Consider the following 18,556-nt stretch of genomic DNA (forward strand, 5'->3'; position numbering starts at 1 on the left):
AACTGTACCTCTGATGCGGTTAGAATAAGGCGCGGTCTTTATCGTATTTACGAACAGCATAGTTCACAGTCATGATCGTTGCGAAGCCAAGAACGGACTGGAAAACGCCAGCCGCAGCCGACATGCCGATATCATTCGAAGTAATCAGCGATCTGAACACGAAAGTATCGATAACGTCCGTCGAAGAGAACAACAAACCGTTATTGCCGATCATGTTATAAAACATCCCGAAATCACCGCGGAAAATATTCCCGACCGCCAGCAGCACCAAAATAATAATCGTCGGGTAAAGATTTGGAATCGTCACTTTCCGGATCCGCTGAAAAATATTGGCGCCATCGATTTCAGCTGCCTCATACTGTTCAGTATCTATGCCCGTAATCGCGGCCAAGTACATTACCGTTCCGTATCCAAGGCCTTTCCAAGCGGAAACGAGAACTAGGATATACGGCCAGTAGGCAGGCGTATTGTAAATATCAACAGGCTCTAACCCGAGTCCTCTAAGGAGTGCATTCACAGTACCAATATCATAATTGAGCAGGTTATAGGCAATCGCGCCGACAACTACCCATGAAATAAAGTAGGGAAGAAACAACGCCGATTGCGTAATTTTGCGGAACCATTTGCCACCGACCTCAAACAACATAATGGCTGCAAAAATTTGCAAAGAGTTATTTACAACGATGAATGCAATATTGTACAATGCTGTATTCCGTGTTACCCGCCAGGCATCTCCTGATTCAAAGAAAAAGCGGAAGTTATCAAGCCCGTTCCAGGCACTTCCAAAAATACCGCCCGCGTAATCATAATGCTTGAAGGCAATAATAATGCCCGCCATTGGGACATAGGCAAACAAAAGAAAAAAAGCAACCGCCGGAGCCAGCATCAGCAACAGAACCCTATAGTTTTTTAAATCGCTCCAAAATGTATGCCCTTTCATCTTTGCACCCCTTTCTTCTCTATATCTCTCATTATAAAAGGACGGCGGCGGTGAGATAATTCAGCGAAACAACTAAACATAATACTAATTCAACGATTCATAAACAATTTCGATAAAAAAGAAGCCCCTGTTCCATATAGAACATGAGCCTCCTCAATAAGTAATCGATTCAGATTTTATTTTTCTTCCGGTACTCGCCGGGCGACATGCCCATATATTGCTTGAACTGCCTATTGAAATAAATAATGTTTTTATATCCGGCTTGTTCCGCAATCTCATATACTTTTTTCGTTGGATCCTCGAGCAGCTCGCATACCCGCTTCATACGCAATTCACTTAGAAAATCGCTGAAGAGACTATTGGTTTCGACCTTGAACAGATGCCCCAGATAGTTAGGGGTAAAGTCGAAATGTGCGGCGACCTCGTTTAGCGTTATTTTTTGATCTAATCTTTCTTTCACATACTCCGTGATTTCATCAATTAACTTGCGCTTTTGCCTTTGGCGCTTCAAATAAAGCAGCTCCGACAGTTCAAAGAATCTTCTTCTCAGCCACGAAAGGATATCATGCACCGTTTCGAACTGAAACAGCACAAAAGGATGATGAGAATCCCAATTCAAAATCTCGTACAAATGCTCATTCATTTGCTGCAGATCAGCATGAAGCTTAGAGGTAATCCGGATAATGATATCGTAGATGTCGTTTTTCTGGGAGATCGGGCTGTCTCCGGCAAATAGCTGAAGCAAGCAATCATCAATAGTGGTAAGGTCGTAGTCGAGCATAGCTTTAAGCATACGATCCACAATAACCTCTAAGTCCGAAGCCATCTTTTCCTTTGGAGACCATTCCGAGGCATCTTGGATCAACCTATTCTTCCCTACGATCCATTTAATGCTTAGAGCGGCCTGCGCCTGCCGATAGGAGTCATGTAGCTTGACCAGGTCGGTTGTGTACATTCCTCTTCCGATCGTAATCGAACAGGAGAACTCCTGATAGAACGCCCGAATCAACTCTTCCAGCAAAGCAGTAAAATATTGTTCCTGAACCGCAGCAAGGATCACAAAGTGATAGTCATAAGTCGTAATCACCATGCCCAAATTTTGATCCTGAGCAAACTTCCGGATATACTGATTGGCAGTGCTGCTCCATAAACTCCGCTCTTCTTCCGTCCAAGTTTGGATTTTTCGCGCCATGTCGTCGATCTCAATGATGGCAACCGCTGATGCACCTTGTAAGTATGGCGTGAGAACGTTGTGAATGTGCGTTTCAACCTGTCCCGGTGCAGCCTCGTTAAACCAACGCAGCAGTAGCTCCTGATTAACAAGCGTCAGCGTTTCCGACAAGGAAGTACGCTGTGTCCTCTCTTTCTCAATCTTTGTGCAGAGTTCGGTCAGCGTCTCGTTCAGCTCGTCATCATCCACAGGCTTAAGCAAATAACTGTATGCATTCAATTGAATCGCTTCCTTGGCATAATTGAAATCCTGGTGTCCGCTAATAAATAGAATATGGACCTCTGGATTAATCTCCTTCGCTTTCCGTGCAAATTCCACGCCTGACATAATCGGCATACCGATATCAGAGAGAATGATATCAACAGGGTGCTGCTCCATCATTTTCAGAGCGGCAAACCCGCTTGTTGCCGTTCTCACGCTATGCAAAGGCAAATGATCACTGCCGGCTACACGCCGTCTAAGCCATTCTAAATCGATTACTTCATCATCCACCAGCAGAACATTGATCTCCATCGCCATACTCTTCACTCCCCCATCACTTCTCTGATCTCTGCATTTTCCACCGGTAAAATAATTTGAACTGTCGTTCCCGCTCCAAAATAGCTACCGATTTGAATGCCGAAATCGCTCCCGTATCGCAGTTTAATTCGTTCTTCCACGTTTCTCAGACCGTAGCTGCCTGGTTGATACGCGCTTGATCGCATGTTTTGAAGTGTCTCCGGCCGCATGCCGATCCCGTTATCAATGACCTTGAGTTCGATGCGGTCACCCAGCCGCTTTCCAGTAATACGAATCGCGATAGTCTCCCCGAACCAGGCGTGCTTGAATATATTCTCCACAAACGGCTGTAAAATCAGCTTAATAATAGGCACCTGTAAAATTTCCGGATCGACATCATAATAAATCTCAAAAGCGTCCGCATACTTCACTCTCTGAATTTCCAGATACATCCTCACCTGCTCCAGCTCATTTTCAAGGGAGATATATACATGCCCATCGTTTAATGTGAGTCGATAAAATTTGGAGAGACCTTGTACCATCTGCGTAACCTTCTCCACTTCCCCCAAATTGGCCAGACTGCCGATGGTCGACAGCGTATTGTACAAAAAATGCGGACTGATCTGGGCTTGAAGCACATCCAGCTCCGCTTGCTTTTTCTGAATGCCCTGCACATAGACGTTCCGGATGAGTTCCTGAATGCTGGTCGCCATTTGATTGAAGCTATTAGCGATATAGACAAATTCATCGTTCCCCGGAAATCCGATTCTTTTATAAAAATTCCCCTCCTGAAACGATCGAACCAAATACACAATCCGCTTGATCTTCTTGCCAGATATACGTGCAACTAGAAAACCGATAATAGCCATCACCAAAAAACTGATGGAACAAACGGTACTAATCACTTTCCGCATTCTACTAGCATCTTTGTTCAAATAAGAGTGAGGTACGCGCGCCTCAATGACATAGCTTGATACCGGAATATCTTCACTAATAATTAAATAAGCATCTTGTTTCGTATCTTCAGCAGCAACACCTTGTTCATACAAAGTCATTCCTGTAGCCCTATCCAACAAACGAAGTTCAATCCCCTGTTCAATCGGAAAAGTATCAAAATTACCAAATAGCTCATCAATCCTCGCCGTAACGCGAATATATCCGATAATCGCAGGTGCTGCCTTGGAAGAAACAAGCTTGCGGAAATATGAAATATTACCTAGCTCACGGTCGGTATCCGCTTGAAGCCACAAACTGTCTTGATTATTCGCAACAATCGACTTAAACCACTCCGTATTCTCGATCACCTGATCAGAAAGAACATAATAATCACTTCGACCGATAGGTGTCGACATATCATCACCGGTAATTTCAAGCATCGTCTCATTGACCGTAAAAAGCGCAAGTCTCAGCTTGTTCCCATACAGTTGCAGAGGGGCCTTCATATAAGGAACGATATCATCTCTCATTTTGAGCATGTTTTCCAAAGGATCTCCCCTGAACTGAAGGGCATTCTGAAAATTCGTATTTAGAAACAGCGAGTTGGTCATACGTTTGATTTCATCTGTCTGGTATTCGATGTTGTTCCTCGTCTGCTTCAATGCAGTCCGGACATTCGTTTCCGCCATTTCAGTCCTGGACTCTACGAGCATTGTATAGGCTATATAGCCAACCAGCACATCTGTCAGCAATACAAGAATGAGATACGGAATCATCATCTTGTATGTGAATGGAATATACTTTTTACTAGACCCTTTCCTCTCCATGAGCATGCTCCTTTTATACGTATCCACACGACTGCTATTTTGACCCATTTTACAATGAAAAGAAAGCGGTTACTATATCTTGTATTTGGAAACTTCGCTTTAGAGTAGCACTCTGTTCTCCAAAATATTTTTCAAGCTTATATGCGATTTGGAAGGTCCGAACTTTATAAGGTGATCTTGAAATTCAGCAAGCGCCTCAATCGTTGAGGTCTGTACCTTAATGAGATAATTATATTCTCCACTAATGCGGAACAAATCGGTAACTTCCATAGCATCGTTGCAAAAATCGGTGAGCTCTTGGCAATGTTCTGTTTTGATTAGAATAAAAGTAGTCGTACCCCGGTTCAGATCCCGCAAATTAAAAGCTGTGTGATACCCCGATATGATGTTCCTTTCCTTCAACTTAATGATTCTTTCTTTAACGGATGGTTGTGACATCGAAACCTCTTTGCTGATTTGTGAAATGGGCATTCGAGCATTGTACTGCAATAATTGCATAATCTTTTTATCAATATCATCCATAAGATGTTCCATATTAAGCGCCTCCTAGCTCTTTTTAATAAAAATAAACCCATTCAACTAAAATACCTTATATTCAATAACCGTGTCAGTATAAAACACTTATCTTATATATGTATCTCCTATTTTAATCCAACTATAATAAATAGTACATTAGATATAGGAGCGATTAAAAATGAGCGTAAAAGGTTTTGCACATATAGCGATTCAAGCCAAAGATTATAAAGCAACAATTTCATTTTACATTGACGCCTTAGGATTTAAGTTAGGTCATCATTGGAGTCTGCCCTCCTTTCAAATCAAAGAAGCTTCGATGCTTATTTCACCTGATCAAAGAACTTGCATAGAGATTTTTGATAACGATGCAGTCATTGCCGCCCAAGGGAAAAAAGCCTTGTACGAAGAGGATATAGCTCACGGAGCACTCTTACATTTCGCCTTCTATGTGGATAACGTAGATGAAATGTACCAAAAAGCCCTTGCTCATGGAGCAAAGGCTTTTATAGAACCAGATTCGCTTTCTCTTGGTGAACCGCCTCTTCTGATCAAGAACGCGATCGTTCACAGCCCCAATGGGGAAGTTATCGAATTTCTTGAAGAGGTTGATTTTGATATGTCTAATTACAATTCCTCATACAAAGAGGTATCCAAGGCTTGAATAAAGTCCGACCAATCGCCTGTCGTGTATAGCAGAAGCCGATGCATCGCGCGCGTACAAGCTGTATAAAAGAGTTTACGTTCGCTCTCCCGATGATAAGTCTGCGTAGAAGCATCGTAAATTAGCACGGCGTCGAATTCTACGCCCTTAGCAAGATACGCAGGAATAATTAGCGTTCCCTTCTCAAAGGTGAGCGTCTCCTTCGTAATAAGCCGCAGATTCTCGCCCCCCTGAGCAAGCAATGCTTCATAGGCTTCGCGGCTTTCCGCAGCAGTCTTAGTAATAACGGCGATGGAGTCGAGACCTTCGGCCATAAGCGCCGCAAGATCCTCTTTTATCTGCACCGCCCGCTCCACCTCATTGCTAGCCTTCAATAGGTGCGGCTTCTTGCCGCCCCTGTCAAAAGGCACGATCTCTTCATTAGGTAGCAGCGCCTTCGTAAACTTCACAATCTCACGAGTCGAACGATAGCTTCGGATTAAACGAAATAGGTTCGTTTCCTCTTCACCATAAAGCCGGATCAAAGGAGAATCCACCTCTTGCAGATTCGTCGCTTGCGGGAATATCGCTTGACTGAAATCGCCGAGTACTGTCATGCTGGCGCGGGGAAACAATTGCTTGAGAAACGCGAATTGGAACGGCGAATAATCCTGTCCCTCGTCAATAAATAAATGCCGCACCATTGTATTCGTGCGAGAACCCTCGATAAGCTCTTTTAAATACAGGAATGGGGTCTCATCTTCATAAAACAGCTCGGTATGGCTCAACTTTTCCTTCGTTTGCATACAGATTTCTGGCCACTCCTCAGGTACTTCGGTCTCACCCGTCATTGTCTGATAAGTGGCTTCATCCCTAAATAACTGCTCGTATAATCCAAGCGTATCTATGAATTTCAACCGTTTGGCATCCCGTCTTAGCGGTTTGAAGTGCTCCTTCACGATCATACGACGCAGCAACTCATCTTCCTGCGAACTAAAGTCAAAGACATTCTCTTCCCCGTCCTTCTGAGTACGAAAATCGCCATAGATTTCAAGATATTGCTCTGTAAAATCGAAGACAGCTTCCTCTCGTCGGTACTTCTTAAGCACCTCACTGTAAGCTTCGGCATATTGATCGTTATCGAGGTAATCGACTTCATCTTGAACCCAGGGCGCTTCCATTTCCTGACGCTCTAGCTTAGTCAGCTCACGCAGCAGCCATTCACGTAGTAAAGCAACACGATTAGCCAATCGGATAGAGCTGTCGTAGCTGTAAAATTGCGATTTCATTTGCTCCGCAGTAATCAACTCGCGGTCCCGGAAACGGATACTGTGGAACAGCATACCTTCTTTGCCTAACCATAACGCGTAGCTTTGAAGAGCATGCAGGAAAGCCTCAGAAGCCTTATATTGCATCCCCGTTAACCGTGCCTCATACCCCTGTGAGGATTGTGATGTCAGAACATATTCAATCTGCTCAAAGGGGTCCTCCAAATTCATCGTGGATCCGAGCCAATAGGCAAGATACTCCTGAAAGGTCGTTTGCTGCATATTCTCTTCGCCGAGCTCTGGGAGCACCGTCGATACATAACTGTTAAACATCGGATTTGGCGAAAAAAGAACGATCTGGTCGGCCTTGAGCCTATCGCGGTGTTTGTATAATAAATACGCTACCCGTTGCAGCGCAGCGGACGTTTTTCCGCTGCCAGCCGCTCCTTGCACAATAAGCATACGGCTTTTGTCATTACGGATGATGGCGTTCTGTTCCTTCTGGATGGTCGCCACAATGCTCTTCATTTGTGAATCTGCGCCTTTACCAAGCACCTGCTGAAGCAATTCGTCCCCGATCGTTAAGCTCGTATCGAACACGTTCTGGAGCTGACCGGAACGGATCTGATATTGCCGCTTCAGCGTCATTTCACCTGTAATTTGTCCTCCCGGCGTTTCATAAGTAGATGGCCCTGGGGAATGATCATAGTACATGCTTGCAATAGGCGTTCGCCAGTCATACACCAGAAAGTCCACACCGTCTGCATCAACGAAAGAAGCCACTCCGATATAAATTTTCTCACTTGCGCTCAAGCCGTCTTCTTGAAAATCCATTCGCCCAAAATAGGGGGATGGCAGTAGCCGTTTCATATTTTTAAAACGCTGTACCCGTTGCCGGTGACTGCGTTCCCGCTCGGAGAGCAACGCTTCTTGCTGCTTTATGCTGTAAAAGGTCTCCTCGAAATCTTCGTCTGTGCTCGTATTGACCGTGACTTCTTCCCAAAACCGCTTGCGAATGTCCACCACCTGATCACGTAACCCAGTCACTTCTGGTTCTAGTTCTGCGATTCTTAATTGCAGCTTTTCCGTAACCAAATCAAGCCGATCTTGTTCTTGCTGCCAATCCATTACGTTTACCATCTTCACGAACACGCTCCTTTTCATTCTTGTTATAAAGAAGCAAAAATTAAAATTTGACAAACTGTTAATCCACATGGTATTATAATATTGTAGATAAGATGTTACACTTATGTGTAAATTCGTGAAATCAACAGTGATTATTTTATAATATCACGATCTTTCTTTGCATGCAAATTATTTATATAAGTAAGAAGAACCAGCAGAGTCTGCTAGTTCTTCTTTTTTTGAATGCCAAGCTTGGGCGCATATAGAGAATAGACAAAAAGACCGTCCTTAGGACGGTCTTTTTCTTACTACAGTAAGCTTACTATTTAGTTTGTAGCAGATTCATGATAATGGTTACTGCCTCTGCTCTTGTTGCGGTCTCATTTGGTGCAAATACATTACCGTTACGTCCGCTCACAATGCCTGATTTCTTCACGGCTGCAACCGCGTCCTTTGCCCATGCAGGAATTTGGCTATCATCAGCAAAGCCTGTTGATGCCGCCGTTGTTAAATCTACCCCTGCTGCTCTAGCGATCATAACTGCTAGCTCCGAACGTGTTATGCTCGCTGCCGGACGGAAGGTAACATCCTCATAGCCGAGTATAATCTTCGCCTCTAAGGCTTGTGCAATGGACTTCTCGGCCCAAGCAGGGATTGTATCTGTGAAGCCCAGTTCCACACCTTTTCCAGTTGGCTTCAGCGCATTCATCAGCATCACCGCAAATTCAGCACGTGTCACCGCACCATTCGGTTTGAACGTTCCGTCGGTATAACCCTTGACGATCCCTGTGCTCACCGCTTTCTTAATATTGGCCTGTGCCCAATGTCCCGAGATATCGCTAAATTGAGCCTCTGTTGTCGGTTCAGTAGATGCATTGGTTACCGGTAATCCAGTCGCTTGATCCACTACGAGTACAGCAAACTTCGTAAAGTGATCCACATCTGCAGCAATGCAATTTCCATCTATTTTGCCGCCGTTAACTTTCACCCAGCTCTTCTTCACTTCATCATAATAAAAGATCGCTACAGTTTGGCCGCTCTTCACTTGTCCTGAATCGAACACAAAGGTTAGCGTGACTGGTTTACTAAAGTTCTCCGCGAAGTTTTTTAGAACTTCATAGATCGGGCTTACGAGAATCTCATGATTGCGGAGAAGATTCTGCGAATCGAGCACTTTCTCAATCGTTAATACCAACTGCTTGCCTGAAGCATTAGCTGGAATTGAAATCACAAGCCCATTATCCAATCTGACTTCACCCGTTTGACCTACAGGAAGCGTCAGTTTCCCATTGGAGGAGATGACCGGAAGTACGACATTAGAGGCACTATCACCATCATTACCACCGTTTCCATTACCATCAGAACCGTTATCTTGCGCAGCTTTCGTTATTGTTACTGTGTATCTCGTACCTGTGCCGTCTTGGGCAATTACGGATAACTCCAATCGGTTACTACCTACTTCAAGGGGAAGCTCTATGCTTGTTGCCCCACTTGCCAAACTTATCGGACCGGCCACAAGTGTATTGGCACTATTGTACATACTCACTGTCAAGGTACCATAGACAGCATCGCTGGCCGTTGCCGTCACTGTGAAGTTAGATAAAGAATACGGTACTCTCGCTGTATAGTCGTATACACTTCCGCTCACTGTTTGATCCAATGTTATGCCGCTCAAATCCAAGCTATTCAAGCTTGCACTAGAACTTAATGTTGTAAACGTAATCTCTTGTCCGTAGCTTACTCCGGTTGCATTCACTGCGTAGGCACGTACATGATAGGTAGATCCAGATTGAAGTCCTGCAAGACTTACTGAAAAGGCTCCTGTTCCACCTGATTCAGCTATAACTTTACCATCCTCAATTGTCGGATTGGCACTAGTAGAGTATACGATTCCTCGCTCTGTAACCTTAGCGCCACCGTCTGAAGTGATATTTCCTCCAACCGTAGCTGTCATAGAAGTGATGTTTTGTACTTCTGCATCCGTATCAACAATAGCAGGTTCCTCAATACCTTTGACAAAGCTTAGATAGAAATCATCAATCGATCCCCATGCGCCGCCGTCTGCTTTGATATTAGCTCCGATTGTAAGGGTTCCATCGGTAACGAGAATATCCTGGATTTCAGGATTATTCCACTGTGCCCATCCTTTCACACCGGTGTTTATTTTCACTTCCTTACCATCCGTTACAGCAAATAGATTCATGTTGGGGTTTACAGCATCTCCCCCTTGAATAAACATTGAAAGATTATAATATCCCGGCTTCAGCCCAGAAATAGTCTGCTCCACTCTAAAGTCCACTGCTTTCGCAGAGTAGAAATGTAGTGAATAGTTGCCCGTCTTTGCATCTGAGACTTTGTTTTGGAAGTCTGTGTGTGGTTCTTTAGCGTTAGCATAGGTGATTTTCCACATGCTTTTATCACTATTTTCAAAGCCACTATTGACGATAAAGTTCTCCTTTTTAATGATTAGAAAAGCCTTAACCGCTTGACCGCCTTCTACCGTTCCACCGATCACATAGCTGCCCGCTCCCTGGCTAATGGCTTGCTCAAGCGCAACCTGATCCCACGTTACTGGAATCACTGCCGAACTTCCATCATTGTAAATAACACTTACGTCTTTTGGCAGATGGATTGGCTCCCCAGCAATCGCCGTGACCGTTACATCTTTTACTTCATCTACAGCAATCGGGGCAACAGCACCTGTATTAACGTATTTAAATACATTCAGTGAAGCAAGCGGATGTCCGTTAAAATCAAACAAAGCCTGATTGTCAACAGCACTTCCTCCATACCATTCCCCTGCATCTTTTGGATCATATTCCTTGGCGTAGCTAGATGCCCAGCCAGAACCGTATTTTTCCCAAATCGACTTGTTCTGCTCCAAATTATCTTTCGGACCTACCGGAAGCCACGCAGGCTCCCAATAAAACACACCTATTCCCGCTTCACCCACATTCGCAACAGCTTCGATCACGTCTCTAACCGAGTTGGCCTGACCTTGAACGCTGATCGGGTAGTTTAGAGTTTGACCCGAGCTTTGAGGCGCTGTATTTCCATGTCCATCTCCATCCTCAGCGGTATACGCGTACGAGGTTTCGGCTACCATTACTTTTTTTCCATAAGTATCAGCCACTTGCGTCAACACGGATGTCAAATTGCTTAAAGTGCCGTGCCAGAACGGATAATAAGAACTTGCAAATACATCATAGTCTACATTATTATTCTGCAAGGTTTTCGCATAGGAAGCATATCTGCCTGCCCCCTCAGGATTTGTAAAATGCAGAGCGATCAGAATATTAGAATCGATCTCTCGAATCGCTTTACTTCCCGCACTAAACAATTGGCTAATCTTCGTCCAATCAGATTCACCGACAAATTGTCCATTCGTCTCATTACCAACCTGAACCATACCAACATCAATATCTGCATCAAGCAGAGCTTCCAGACTTACTTTGGTATATTCGTAAAGCGCGGTCTTCTTATCTTCAAAACTCAAGTTTGCCCACGCCTTAGGCGTATGCTGTTTGGCTGGATCGGCCCAAAAGTCGGAATAATGGAAGTCGACCAATAGCTTCATGCCGTTTGCAGTCGCCCTTTTCCCGATTTCGATAGCGGTTGCCAGATCATTATTACCACCACCATAACCATTACCAGTTGTATCAAAAGGATCATTCCATATCCGTACCCGAACGTAGTTAACCCCGGCTTCATGTACGGTTGTAAATATATCCTGCACCTCTCCGTTTTCATTGTAAAACTTGACTCCGCTATTCTCTAAAGTAATGATACTGGAAATATCCACGCCTTTAATAAAATCAGGCTGGAGTCCTTCTACCTTCTTCACAAAAATATCCGCCGGCAACGGCAGGGTCGTATCCGTACTCAACTGTTTCAACTCAAAGCTGTCCAAAAATCCATATGCGCTTGGAGCGCCGCTTATGTTCGCACCGACCTCAAGACTCGGGGTATCCTGCTTCAAGATAAATTTCAGGCTGAGCGTTCCCCAAGCATTATAGCCAGTGGTAGCAACAGCGGATGCCTTCTCGTCACCCGCAAACAACTCAACATTCCCCGTTTCCTTGTCAGTACCGCCCATCGACTTGACTGAGAGCTCATAACTTCCCGCAGGGAGACTCGTTATGGTCTGCTTAAGCGCGATGGTCTGGTTTCCAGTAGCAGCTTTGTTAATCCAATATTTGAAAGCATGAGCACCTTCATCTGGATTTAGCCAAGTATCATCGGCATATGCAAAATGCTTAATTTCTACTTGATCCCAATCTGTCGTATCGACACTCCATGATCCATCTTCCCAGAAACTGTCCTCAAAACCGCCATTTACTATTAAAGAACTGTTCGAATTTGCAGCCAAAGCACTCCTCATGTTGAATGAGAATGAACTTAGCAGCAACAACACTGCTAAAAATGCAGAGATACCCTTTTGATTAACTCTCACGTTCTGATCACCTTCCATTCTTAATTTTTAGATGCATATGTGTGCGTTCTAAGTTATGTAAGCACTTACAAATCAATATACCAATAGTTAAAATATTTAGTAACGGATGAAAAGATAACATTTTGTATGCTTAAGCAAGCTTTATAGGCTTTAATCTTCATTTTCCATTATTCTGGAATAGATGATATTAAATAGATTTCAGATTTTTTTATCCAAATATAACTTTTTGTATGCCTTCTCCATCTAATCATACAGAGGGCCCTCAAGGAGGAAAAATCATTTGCTGGAAAACGAACTGGATATCAAAAAAGCGCAGAAAGGCGACCACGAGGCGTTTACCCGTCTTTTCAGGCAACTGGAACCCCAGTTGTACAAATTAGCCAAAACCATTCTGCTAAAAGATGAAGATTGCGCGGATGCTCTTCAGGAAACGACACTGAAGGTGTATAAAGGCCTCACCAACCTTAAACAGCCTAAGTTTTTTAAAACCTGGGTTATACGCATCCTGATTAATGAATGCAATCAGTTACTTCGTATGCGAGAGCGAACTATAGCTGTGGCGGAAATCCCCGAAGAACCGGTCGATTCCTATGTACTAAAGTTTTCTCTTAAGCAAGCAGGAGTAGTGCGTAGCATTCAGCTACCAGCTTTAAAGAAAGACAATCAATTTGAAATCAAAACCACTCGTGTTGCTGCGGGAGAGACTTCTGTGCGCATTGCTTTAGCGGTTAAAGGGGTTGCTACCCAAGCACAGGCTTTAGGTTATGACATTTATGATAATCTGGGAAATGAATTAGAATATATTGCACGGGAATCTGTTGCAACAACCCAGAATACTGTTTCTGAAGATTTATTGTTCGAGGCGCTTCGCCCGGCCGCAGAATATCTCATTATCAGACCTTATCAAGCGGTGTTTGAAAAAGGCACTGCAGGGGCTTATAAAGTAGATGCCAAAGGTAATGTAGTTAAAAATTACAACAAGCAACTAGAGATCAAAATTCCTCTGAAATAATAATCGTTATCGCTGCAACAGATCCATATGTATGAGGAAAAGGGGATTACCTGTTGGCCGTAAGGCCTGAGGTAATCCCCTTTTGCATGGATGAAGCGTAATTGTACTACTAGTCATCCATAGACAAGTCCAGTGTATTCCCTTTACTAATGAAGACCTTGTAATTAGCAATTTTGTCGTTCAGCATCTTCTCTGTCTCTGTTAAATGTCTGATTTGATCCTGAATTGAGCTTCTATGATCTTCCAGAAGGTTCAAGCGGGCTGGGCTTGTATGCTCGCCTTCTAAGTATAACTGGGCATATTCCCTGATTTGGGAGATGGGCATTTGGGTTTGTTTCAACCTCAGTACAAATCGCAGCCAAGCAAGATGAGTATCCTCATATACCCTTTCTCCATTGGCATTGCGTATCGGAGCAACGATCCCTTCTTTTTCATAATATCTCAGTGTATATGTGGTGATCGCCAATAACTTGGATACCTCGCTAATCGTGTACATGCATATCCTCTAATCTATTTTATTTTGAAGGTCACCCTGATTATAAAAAACATTTGCCTTAGAGTAAACTCTAACCTATATAATCAAATCGTTGTAAGATCGAATTACATTCTCGTAGAAAAAATAGGAGGAAATCACATGAAATACACTGTAATTACCGGCGCTAGTTCAGGGATAGGTTATGAAGCTGCCCTAGCCTTTGCTTCTCGTGGAAAAAACTTAATCCTTGTGGCCCGCAGAAAGGAACAGCTAGCGGAATTACAGTCTGAAATCGCACGGATTCATCCTGATGTAGAGGTTGTCATTCAAACGACTGACTTATCTGTTATCGAGAATGCTTATACATTGTATGAAACCCTGCAAGGATATGCCATCGAAACCTGGATCAACAATGCCGGTTTTGGGAACTTCGCTTCAGTGGCCGAGCAAGATTTAAATAAAATAACTACAATGCTACATCTGAACATAGAAGCGTTGACTATACTCTCCTCTCTATTCGTTCGAGACTACTCCACTATTGAAGGCACGCAATTAATTAACGTTTCATCTGGTGGCGGTTATACGATTGTGGGCAATGCTATAACCTACTGTGCGAGCAAGTTTTATGTAAGTGCATTTACTGAAGGACTATCTCATGAGTTGAAGAGTCAAGGTGCACCTATGCAGGCTAAAGTGTTGGCACCTGCCGCAACAGAAACAGAATTCGCGAAGCGTGCTTTCGATGTCACGAATTTCGAATATCACGGCACTGTGCGGAAATTTCATACCGCGAAGGAAATGGCTGGCTTTATGCTTGATCTGTATGACAGCAATCATGTGGTGGGACTTGTGAATGGCGTGACGTACGAGTTTGAGTTGAGAGATGCTATTTTTAATTATGTGGAAAGTACGCGGTAGGCTTGTCTCGAAAGCTAAACAAATATGGCCATCCTTCAACGGATGGCCATGCACACTAACCAGGATATTGACACTTCCATTCGAAAATCTCATCAACAGCTTGATGAGGTCCACCGGAGGTCCGAAAGGAATCTTTAGTCGTTGCAACAGCTTTTTGGAATGACGGAAGGGTGAGCACACGCTCTACAGCTTCACGCAGTTCAGTTGCAGTTAACCCTTGCATTTGTAATTTAATGCCCGCTCCAAGATTGACGACTTGCTCCGCAATGATCGGCTGATCCGCACTTTGTGGGATTACAATTAGCGGAACCCCATAGTAGAGACCCTCATGCGCACTATTCATTCCACCATGTGTAATGAATATTTTTGTGTACTGTAATATATCCGTCTGTGGAACATAGTTTTTAACTATGAAGTTGGGAGGAATTTCTCCCAAATCATAGATCTGCACTTTGTTCCCAATGGACATAACAACCGTATGCTCCGTATTCCCGAATGCCTCAAAACAAAGCTTATAGAAATCACTTGCTTGGTTGAAGACCGTACCCATTGAAATGTAAATTAGGTCCTTCCCCTTGATTGCAGAAAATTCAAAATGGTCTGACGTTAATCGTGAAGAGATGGAAGGACCAACGAATTTATATGATGGGTCGAAGGCTTGTCCATAAGGTTGAAACTCCCTTGTCGTATACACGATGGTAAGTGGTGCAGGATTACAGAACACTTCATAAGGAGAGTGAATCTGTACACCGTATTGTTCCTTTATTTTTAAGGTCAGACTTTGAAATCTATCGTCTACAGCTTTTACTATTTCTGCAGGGGCTTCTGTGTAGAATCGTTCCATGATTTGATCAAATGATTCCTTTGTCTGTGCAAAAGAAGTACAAGAGTTGATTGCAGGAAGATTAAGAATTTGAGCCAGTAAACGTCCACAACCAAACATCGAATCATGGATGATGTAATCGAAATGCTCCCCCTTAATCTGTTCAAGAACGCTTGGTATAATGATATCCGCCGTAAGTAAAAGCCCATTGATTCTTTCAAGCAGATAATCTCTCCCACCTGAAATAAAGGCCTTTATAAATTGTTGAGCGTCCAATGTCCGTACTATAGCACCTGTCTCCTCCATACGCTCCCGAAAAGCTTCTATAGTGAAGTACACTATCTCTTCCCCACGAGAAATAAGCTCCTGTACAACGCCAATCGTTGGATTGATATGTCCCTCTGATCCAGCATTAATAAATAAGACACGTGCCATGCCTACCCCTCCTCAGTTATGACCTAAGTTACGATGTATGTAGCTCCCTCTTTTGTCCTTTTCGATGTAACCATTATACGTTTATCTAAGAAGCGACTTCTACTTATCAAAATCCCCAGTCGATATTCTACTCCTAATTTTACCTAATTTTGCTATAATAATGAAATCATAGTTAGCAAAAAATGGAGAGTGATGAAAACATGGACCGGATTCTGATCGTCGATGATGAACCCGACATTCGTGAGCTTATTCGCTTACATCTGGAACGTGCCGGATGGGACATCGCCGAAGCGGAGTCTGGGCGGCAGGCGATCTTACAGCTACAAGCGCAGCCTTTCTCACTGATCGTTCTGGACATCATGATGGACGACGGTAACGGTTTCGAAGTTCTACGCTACTTGCGGGAACATCGTCCGGAAACGCTGGTCATTGCGCTTAGTGCGAGAAGAGAAGTGGAAGACAGAATCGACGCACTTGGACTGGGAGCCGACGATTACATGACCAAGCCCTTCAGTCCAATGGAGCTGCTAGCACGGATACAGGCCCATTTCCGCAGGCGCCATCCTGAGACATTTAGCCGGCCCCATGTGATTCAATTGAATAAACTTATTCTGGATATCGACAATTATGTACTACATAATGATGGGCAACAACATGGACTGACTCCAGTCGAATGCCATCTACTGCAAGTGTTCATGCTCAATCCTGATCGCGTACTAACAAAAGGAGAAATCTACAAACAAGTCTGGCAGCATGAAAACTATGACGCCAACAACCTCAGCGTCTTCATCAGCCGCATTCGAAAAATACTTGAAAGCGCACCCGGGTCCCAATCTAATCTTCATACCATTCGCGGCATCGGCTACCGCCTCTCAGGTGACGGACGATGAAGAGACGAACTAAGCTATGGCTGATGATGCTATCCAGTGCCGCAGGAAGCATCGTCTTGTTTATTACGATTACCCTAATGACCGGGAAGACTTGGACCCCGGGATATGATCTGAAGACGTTAAACGCCATCTCACAAGAAGCACTTACGGCTATAGAACGGCAAGACGCCTACTCGGGACCAGAGGTTCAACCCATTCTGGAAGAAGTACTACGCCCGCATTCCAAGATCCGCCTAGAGTGGCTGACTGAGGACGGTTCGACGCTGTATGATTCCGCCGGCGAGAATAATTCCTACGACTTCCGCAAATTAGCCGACCGTGTTGACCATATGCCAAATAATCTTTGGGGTGAAAATACTCCGATCACTCTTACTTATTCCGTTGCCCATGATCATCGATCCTATTACATGTTATTGAGTTTATCCAGCGAAGACATGACATCTGGACAAATATATTTTTTTCTCCGAACGTATAAGGCTTTACTAACATTTATTTTACCTCTGTTACTGGCGTTGTTGCTTCCCTATCTCCTTTCCTTATGGTTCTTCTCTTCCACCGATCGTCGCATTACAAAACTGAACAACGCGCTGAACCAAGTCGGAATCCGAAGCGATGTCATCGTGCTGGAAGATAAGTCGAGGGACGAGATCGCTCAGCTAACCCATCACTACAATTCAATGGCAATGCGTATCCAGAGCCAGTCTGCCCAAATCGAACAGTTAGAACATCGGCGAAGACTGCTCTTATCGGACCTGTCCCACGATTTGCGAACGCCGTTAACTATGATTTTGGGTTATGCCGAGATGATCCGTACCGGTGCGTACAAGAATGAGAACGAGCTTCAGTCCGGGGCCAAAATCATCCTGCAGCGTTCTCGCTACATGGATAAGCTGCTTGATCAGTTACTCGACATTACCCGTCAAGAAGAGCATTTACTTCGGCTTCAGCTTGCTCCGCATAACCTGTCGGAATTAATGCGAAAGATCGCAGCCGAGTACCTCTTATTCCTGGACGATAAGAACATCGTGTTGGAGGCAGACATCCAAGATACGGATATCGAGGTTATGATCGATGCACCGCTGATCGAACGTGCTTTGCGCAACTTGCTGGACAATGCCGTTCGTTACGGTGAAGAAGGACACTATCTGGGAATTGGATTGACGAAGGAACAAGAGGCAGTGGTTCTCACGGTCAAAAACCGGGGTAAAGGGATCGCACGAGAGGATCGCGAGCGTATCTTCGAGCGTTTCTACCGCGCCGACGGTGGAAGAAAAGGCGAGGGACTTGGCATCGGGCTCTCGATCGTCAAGGAAATCGCGGAATTGCACCATGGCAGCGTGCGTTTGCTGGACGAAGCTGTGACGGAAACCATTTTTCAGATTAGAATTCCTAAGAAGTCTCCTAGTGAACATGAAAATTAACGTCGATCAAAGCTACGTTTTTCTGCGTGCTTCTACGAATAAATAGAAGGAGGCGACGAGAGCGCCCAATGCTCCGCAAATGAGGTAGAGAATCACAAAAAGACTCCCGTGACATTCCCTTAAGGGGAAATACACGGGAGCCTTGAGC

Annotated in this window: 13 protein-coding genes; 5 read left to right on the forward strand and 8 right to left on the reverse strand. The window is 44.2% G+C overall.

The genetic code is table 11. From position 1 onward, the window contains the following. Window positions 1-19 precede the first annotated feature (19 nt). The 4 genes from ACWNM1_RS01645 to ACWNM1_RS01660 form a co-directional block, all read right to left on the reverse strand. Complete coding sequence (locus ACWNM1_RS01645) at window positions 20-940, reverse strand: ABC transporter permease (RefSeq protein WP_449599336.1); 921 nt, start codon at window positions 938-940, stop codon at window positions 20-22. Between the two features lie 169 nt (window positions 941-1,109). Then, window positions 1,110-2,690 carry a response regulator gene (locus ACWNM1_RS01650; RefSeq protein ID WP_449599338.1) on the reverse strand — a complete coding sequence of 527 codons (1,581 nt, stop codon included), beginning with the start codon at window positions 2,688-2,690 and terminating at the stop codon, window positions 1,110-1,112. A gap of 5 nt (window positions 2,691-2,695) precedes the next feature. Then, window positions 2,696-4,432, reverse strand: a complete 1,737-nt coding sequence (locus ACWNM1_RS01655; protein WP_449599339.1) for a sensor histidine kinase — start codon at window positions 4,430-4,432, stop codon at window positions 2,696-2,698. 99 nt (window positions 4,433-4,531) lie between these two features. Beyond that, window positions 4,532-4,966 carry an Lrp/AsnC family transcriptional regulator gene (locus ACWNM1_RS01660; protein WP_449599341.1) on the reverse strand — a complete coding sequence of 145 codons (435 nt, stop codon included), beginning with the start codon at window positions 4,964-4,966 and terminating at the stop codon, window positions 4,532-4,534. Between the two features lie 160 nt (window positions 4,967-5,126). Between ACWNM1_RS01660 and ACWNM1_RS01665 the strand changes: the two genes are divergently transcribed. Continuing rightward, window positions 5,127-5,609 carry a VOC family protein gene (locus ACWNM1_RS01665; protein ID WP_449599342.1) on the forward strand — a complete coding sequence of 161 codons (483 nt, stop codon included), beginning with the start codon at window positions 5,127-5,129 and terminating at the stop codon, window positions 5,607-5,609. Here the strand turns inward: ACWNM1_RS01665 and helD are convergent. Both helD and ACWNM1_RS01675 read right to left on the reverse strand, forming a co-directional pair. Further along, window positions 5,573-7,996, reverse strand: coding sequence for an RNA polymerase recycling motor HelD (gene helD / locus ACWNM1_RS01670; protein WP_449599416.1), 2,424 nt, complete (start codon window positions 7,994-7,996; stop codon window positions 5,573-5,575). The genes ACWNM1_RS01665 and helD overlap by 37 nt on opposite strands. Before the next feature lie 307 nt (window positions 7,997-8,303). Next, window positions 8,304-12,362 (reverse strand): glycosyl hydrolase 53 family protein, encoded by a 4,059-nt coding sequence (locus tag ACWNM1_RS01675; protein ID WP_449599418.1) that lies wholly within the window; start codon window positions 12,360-12,362, stop codon window positions 8,304-8,306. A gap of 352 nt (window positions 12,363-12,714) precedes the next feature. Here ACWNM1_RS01675 and ACWNM1_RS01680 point away from each other — a divergent pair, with 352 nt between their 5' ends. Then, on the forward strand, window positions 12,715-13,446 hold the full coding sequence (locus tag ACWNM1_RS01680) for a DUF5643 domain-containing protein (RefSeq protein WP_449599344.1): 732 nt from the start codon (window positions 12,715-12,717) through the stop codon (window positions 13,444-13,446). A 109-nt stretch (window positions 13,447-13,555) separates the two neighbouring features. Here ACWNM1_RS01680 and ACWNM1_RS01685 read toward each other — a convergent pair whose 3' ends face one another. Then, a complete protein-coding gene (locus tag ACWNM1_RS01685) occupies window positions 13,556-13,942 on the reverse strand; it encodes a MerR family transcriptional regulator (RefSeq protein WP_449599345.1) in 387 nt (128 codons plus the stop codon). Window positions 13,943-14,080: 138 nt separating this feature from the next. On the opposite strand from ACWNM1_RS01685, the gene ACWNM1_RS01690 reads away from it, so the two are divergent. Further along, entirely contained in the window at window positions 14,081-14,839 is a 759-nt protein-coding gene (locus ACWNM1_RS01690) for an SDR family NAD(P)-dependent oxidoreductase (protein ID WP_449599347.1), read from the forward strand. A gap of 55 nt (window positions 14,840-14,894) precedes the next feature. Here ACWNM1_RS01690 and ACWNM1_RS01695 read toward each other — a convergent pair whose 3' ends face one another. Continuing rightward, entirely contained in the window at window positions 14,895-16,097 is a 1,203-nt protein-coding gene (locus ACWNM1_RS01695) for a macrolide family glycosyltransferase (protein ID WP_449599348.1), read from the reverse strand. 200 nt (window positions 16,098-16,297) lie between these two features. Here ACWNM1_RS01695 and ACWNM1_RS01700 point away from each other — a divergent pair, with 200 nt between their 5' ends. Then, the gene (locus ACWNM1_RS01700) at window positions 16,298-16,987 is read left to right on the forward strand and encodes a response regulator transcription factor (protein WP_449599349.1); all 690 of its coding nucleotides are present in this window, start codon (window positions 16,298-16,300) and stop codon (window positions 16,985-16,987) included. Continuing rightward, window positions 16,984-18,408 (forward strand): HAMP domain-containing sensor histidine kinase, encoded by a 1,425-nt coding sequence (locus ACWNM1_RS01705; RefSeq protein ID WP_449599351.1) that lies wholly within the window; start codon window positions 16,984-16,986, stop codon window positions 18,406-18,408. The genes ACWNM1_RS01700 and ACWNM1_RS01705 overlap by 4 nt, the downstream gene beginning before the upstream one ends. The last annotated feature ends 148 nt before the right edge of the window (window positions 18,409-18,556 follow it).

It is taken from the genome of Paenibacillus sp. Marseille-Q9583 (assembly GCF_976954365.1).

What these genes read in the sequence shown, in the direction of transcription:
- ACWNM1_RS01660 (WP_449599341.1), bottom strand. Translation starts at nt 4,966, where the DNA reads ATGGAACATCTTATGGATGATATTGATAAAAAGATTATGCAATTATTG.
- ACWNM1_RS01655 (WP_449599339.1), bottom strand. Translation starts at nt 4,432, where the DNA reads ATGGAGAGGAAAGGGTCTAGTAAAAAGTATATTCCATTCACATACAAG.
- helD (WP_449599416.1), bottom strand. Translation starts at nt 7,996, where the DNA reads ATGGTAAACGTAATGGATTGGCAGCAAGAACAAGATCGGCTTGATTTG.
- ACWNM1_RS01695 (WP_449599348.1), bottom strand. Translation starts at nt 16,097, where the DNA reads ATGGCACGTGTCTTATTTATTAATGCTGGATCAGAGGGACATATCAAT.
- ACWNM1_RS01650 (WP_449599338.1), bottom strand. Translation starts at nt 2,690, where the DNA reads ATGGCGATGGAGATCAATGTTCTGCTGGTGGATGATGAAGTAATCGAT.
- ACWNM1_RS01685 (WP_449599345.1), bottom strand. Translation starts at nt 13,942, where the DNA reads ATGTACACGATTAGCGAGGTATCCAAGTTATTGGCGATCACCACATAT.
- ACWNM1_RS01645 (WP_449599336.1), bottom strand. Translation starts at nt 940, where the DNA reads ATGAAAGGGCATACATTTTGGAGCGATTTAAAAAACTATAGGGTTCTG.
- ACWNM1_RS01675 (WP_449599418.1), bottom strand. Translation starts at nt 12,362, where the DNA reads ATGAGGAGTGCTTTGGCTGCAAATTCGAACAGTTCTTTAATAGTAAAT.
- ACWNM1_RS01665 (WP_449599342.1), top strand. Translation starts at nt 5,127, where the DNA reads ATGAGCGTAAAAGGTTTTGCACATATAGCGATTCAAGCCAAAGATTAT.
- ACWNM1_RS01705 (WP_449599351.1), top strand. Translation starts at nt 16,984, where the DNA reads ATGAAGAGACGAACTAAGCTATGGCTGATGATGCTATCCAGTGCCGCA.
- ACWNM1_RS01700 (WP_449599349.1), top strand. Translation starts at nt 16,298, where the DNA reads ATGGACCGGATTCTGATCGTCGATGATGAACCCGACATTCGTGAGCTT.
- ACWNM1_RS01690 (WP_449599347.1), top strand. Translation starts at nt 14,081, where the DNA reads ATGAAATACACTGTAATTACCGGCGCTAGTTCAGGGATAGGTTATGAA.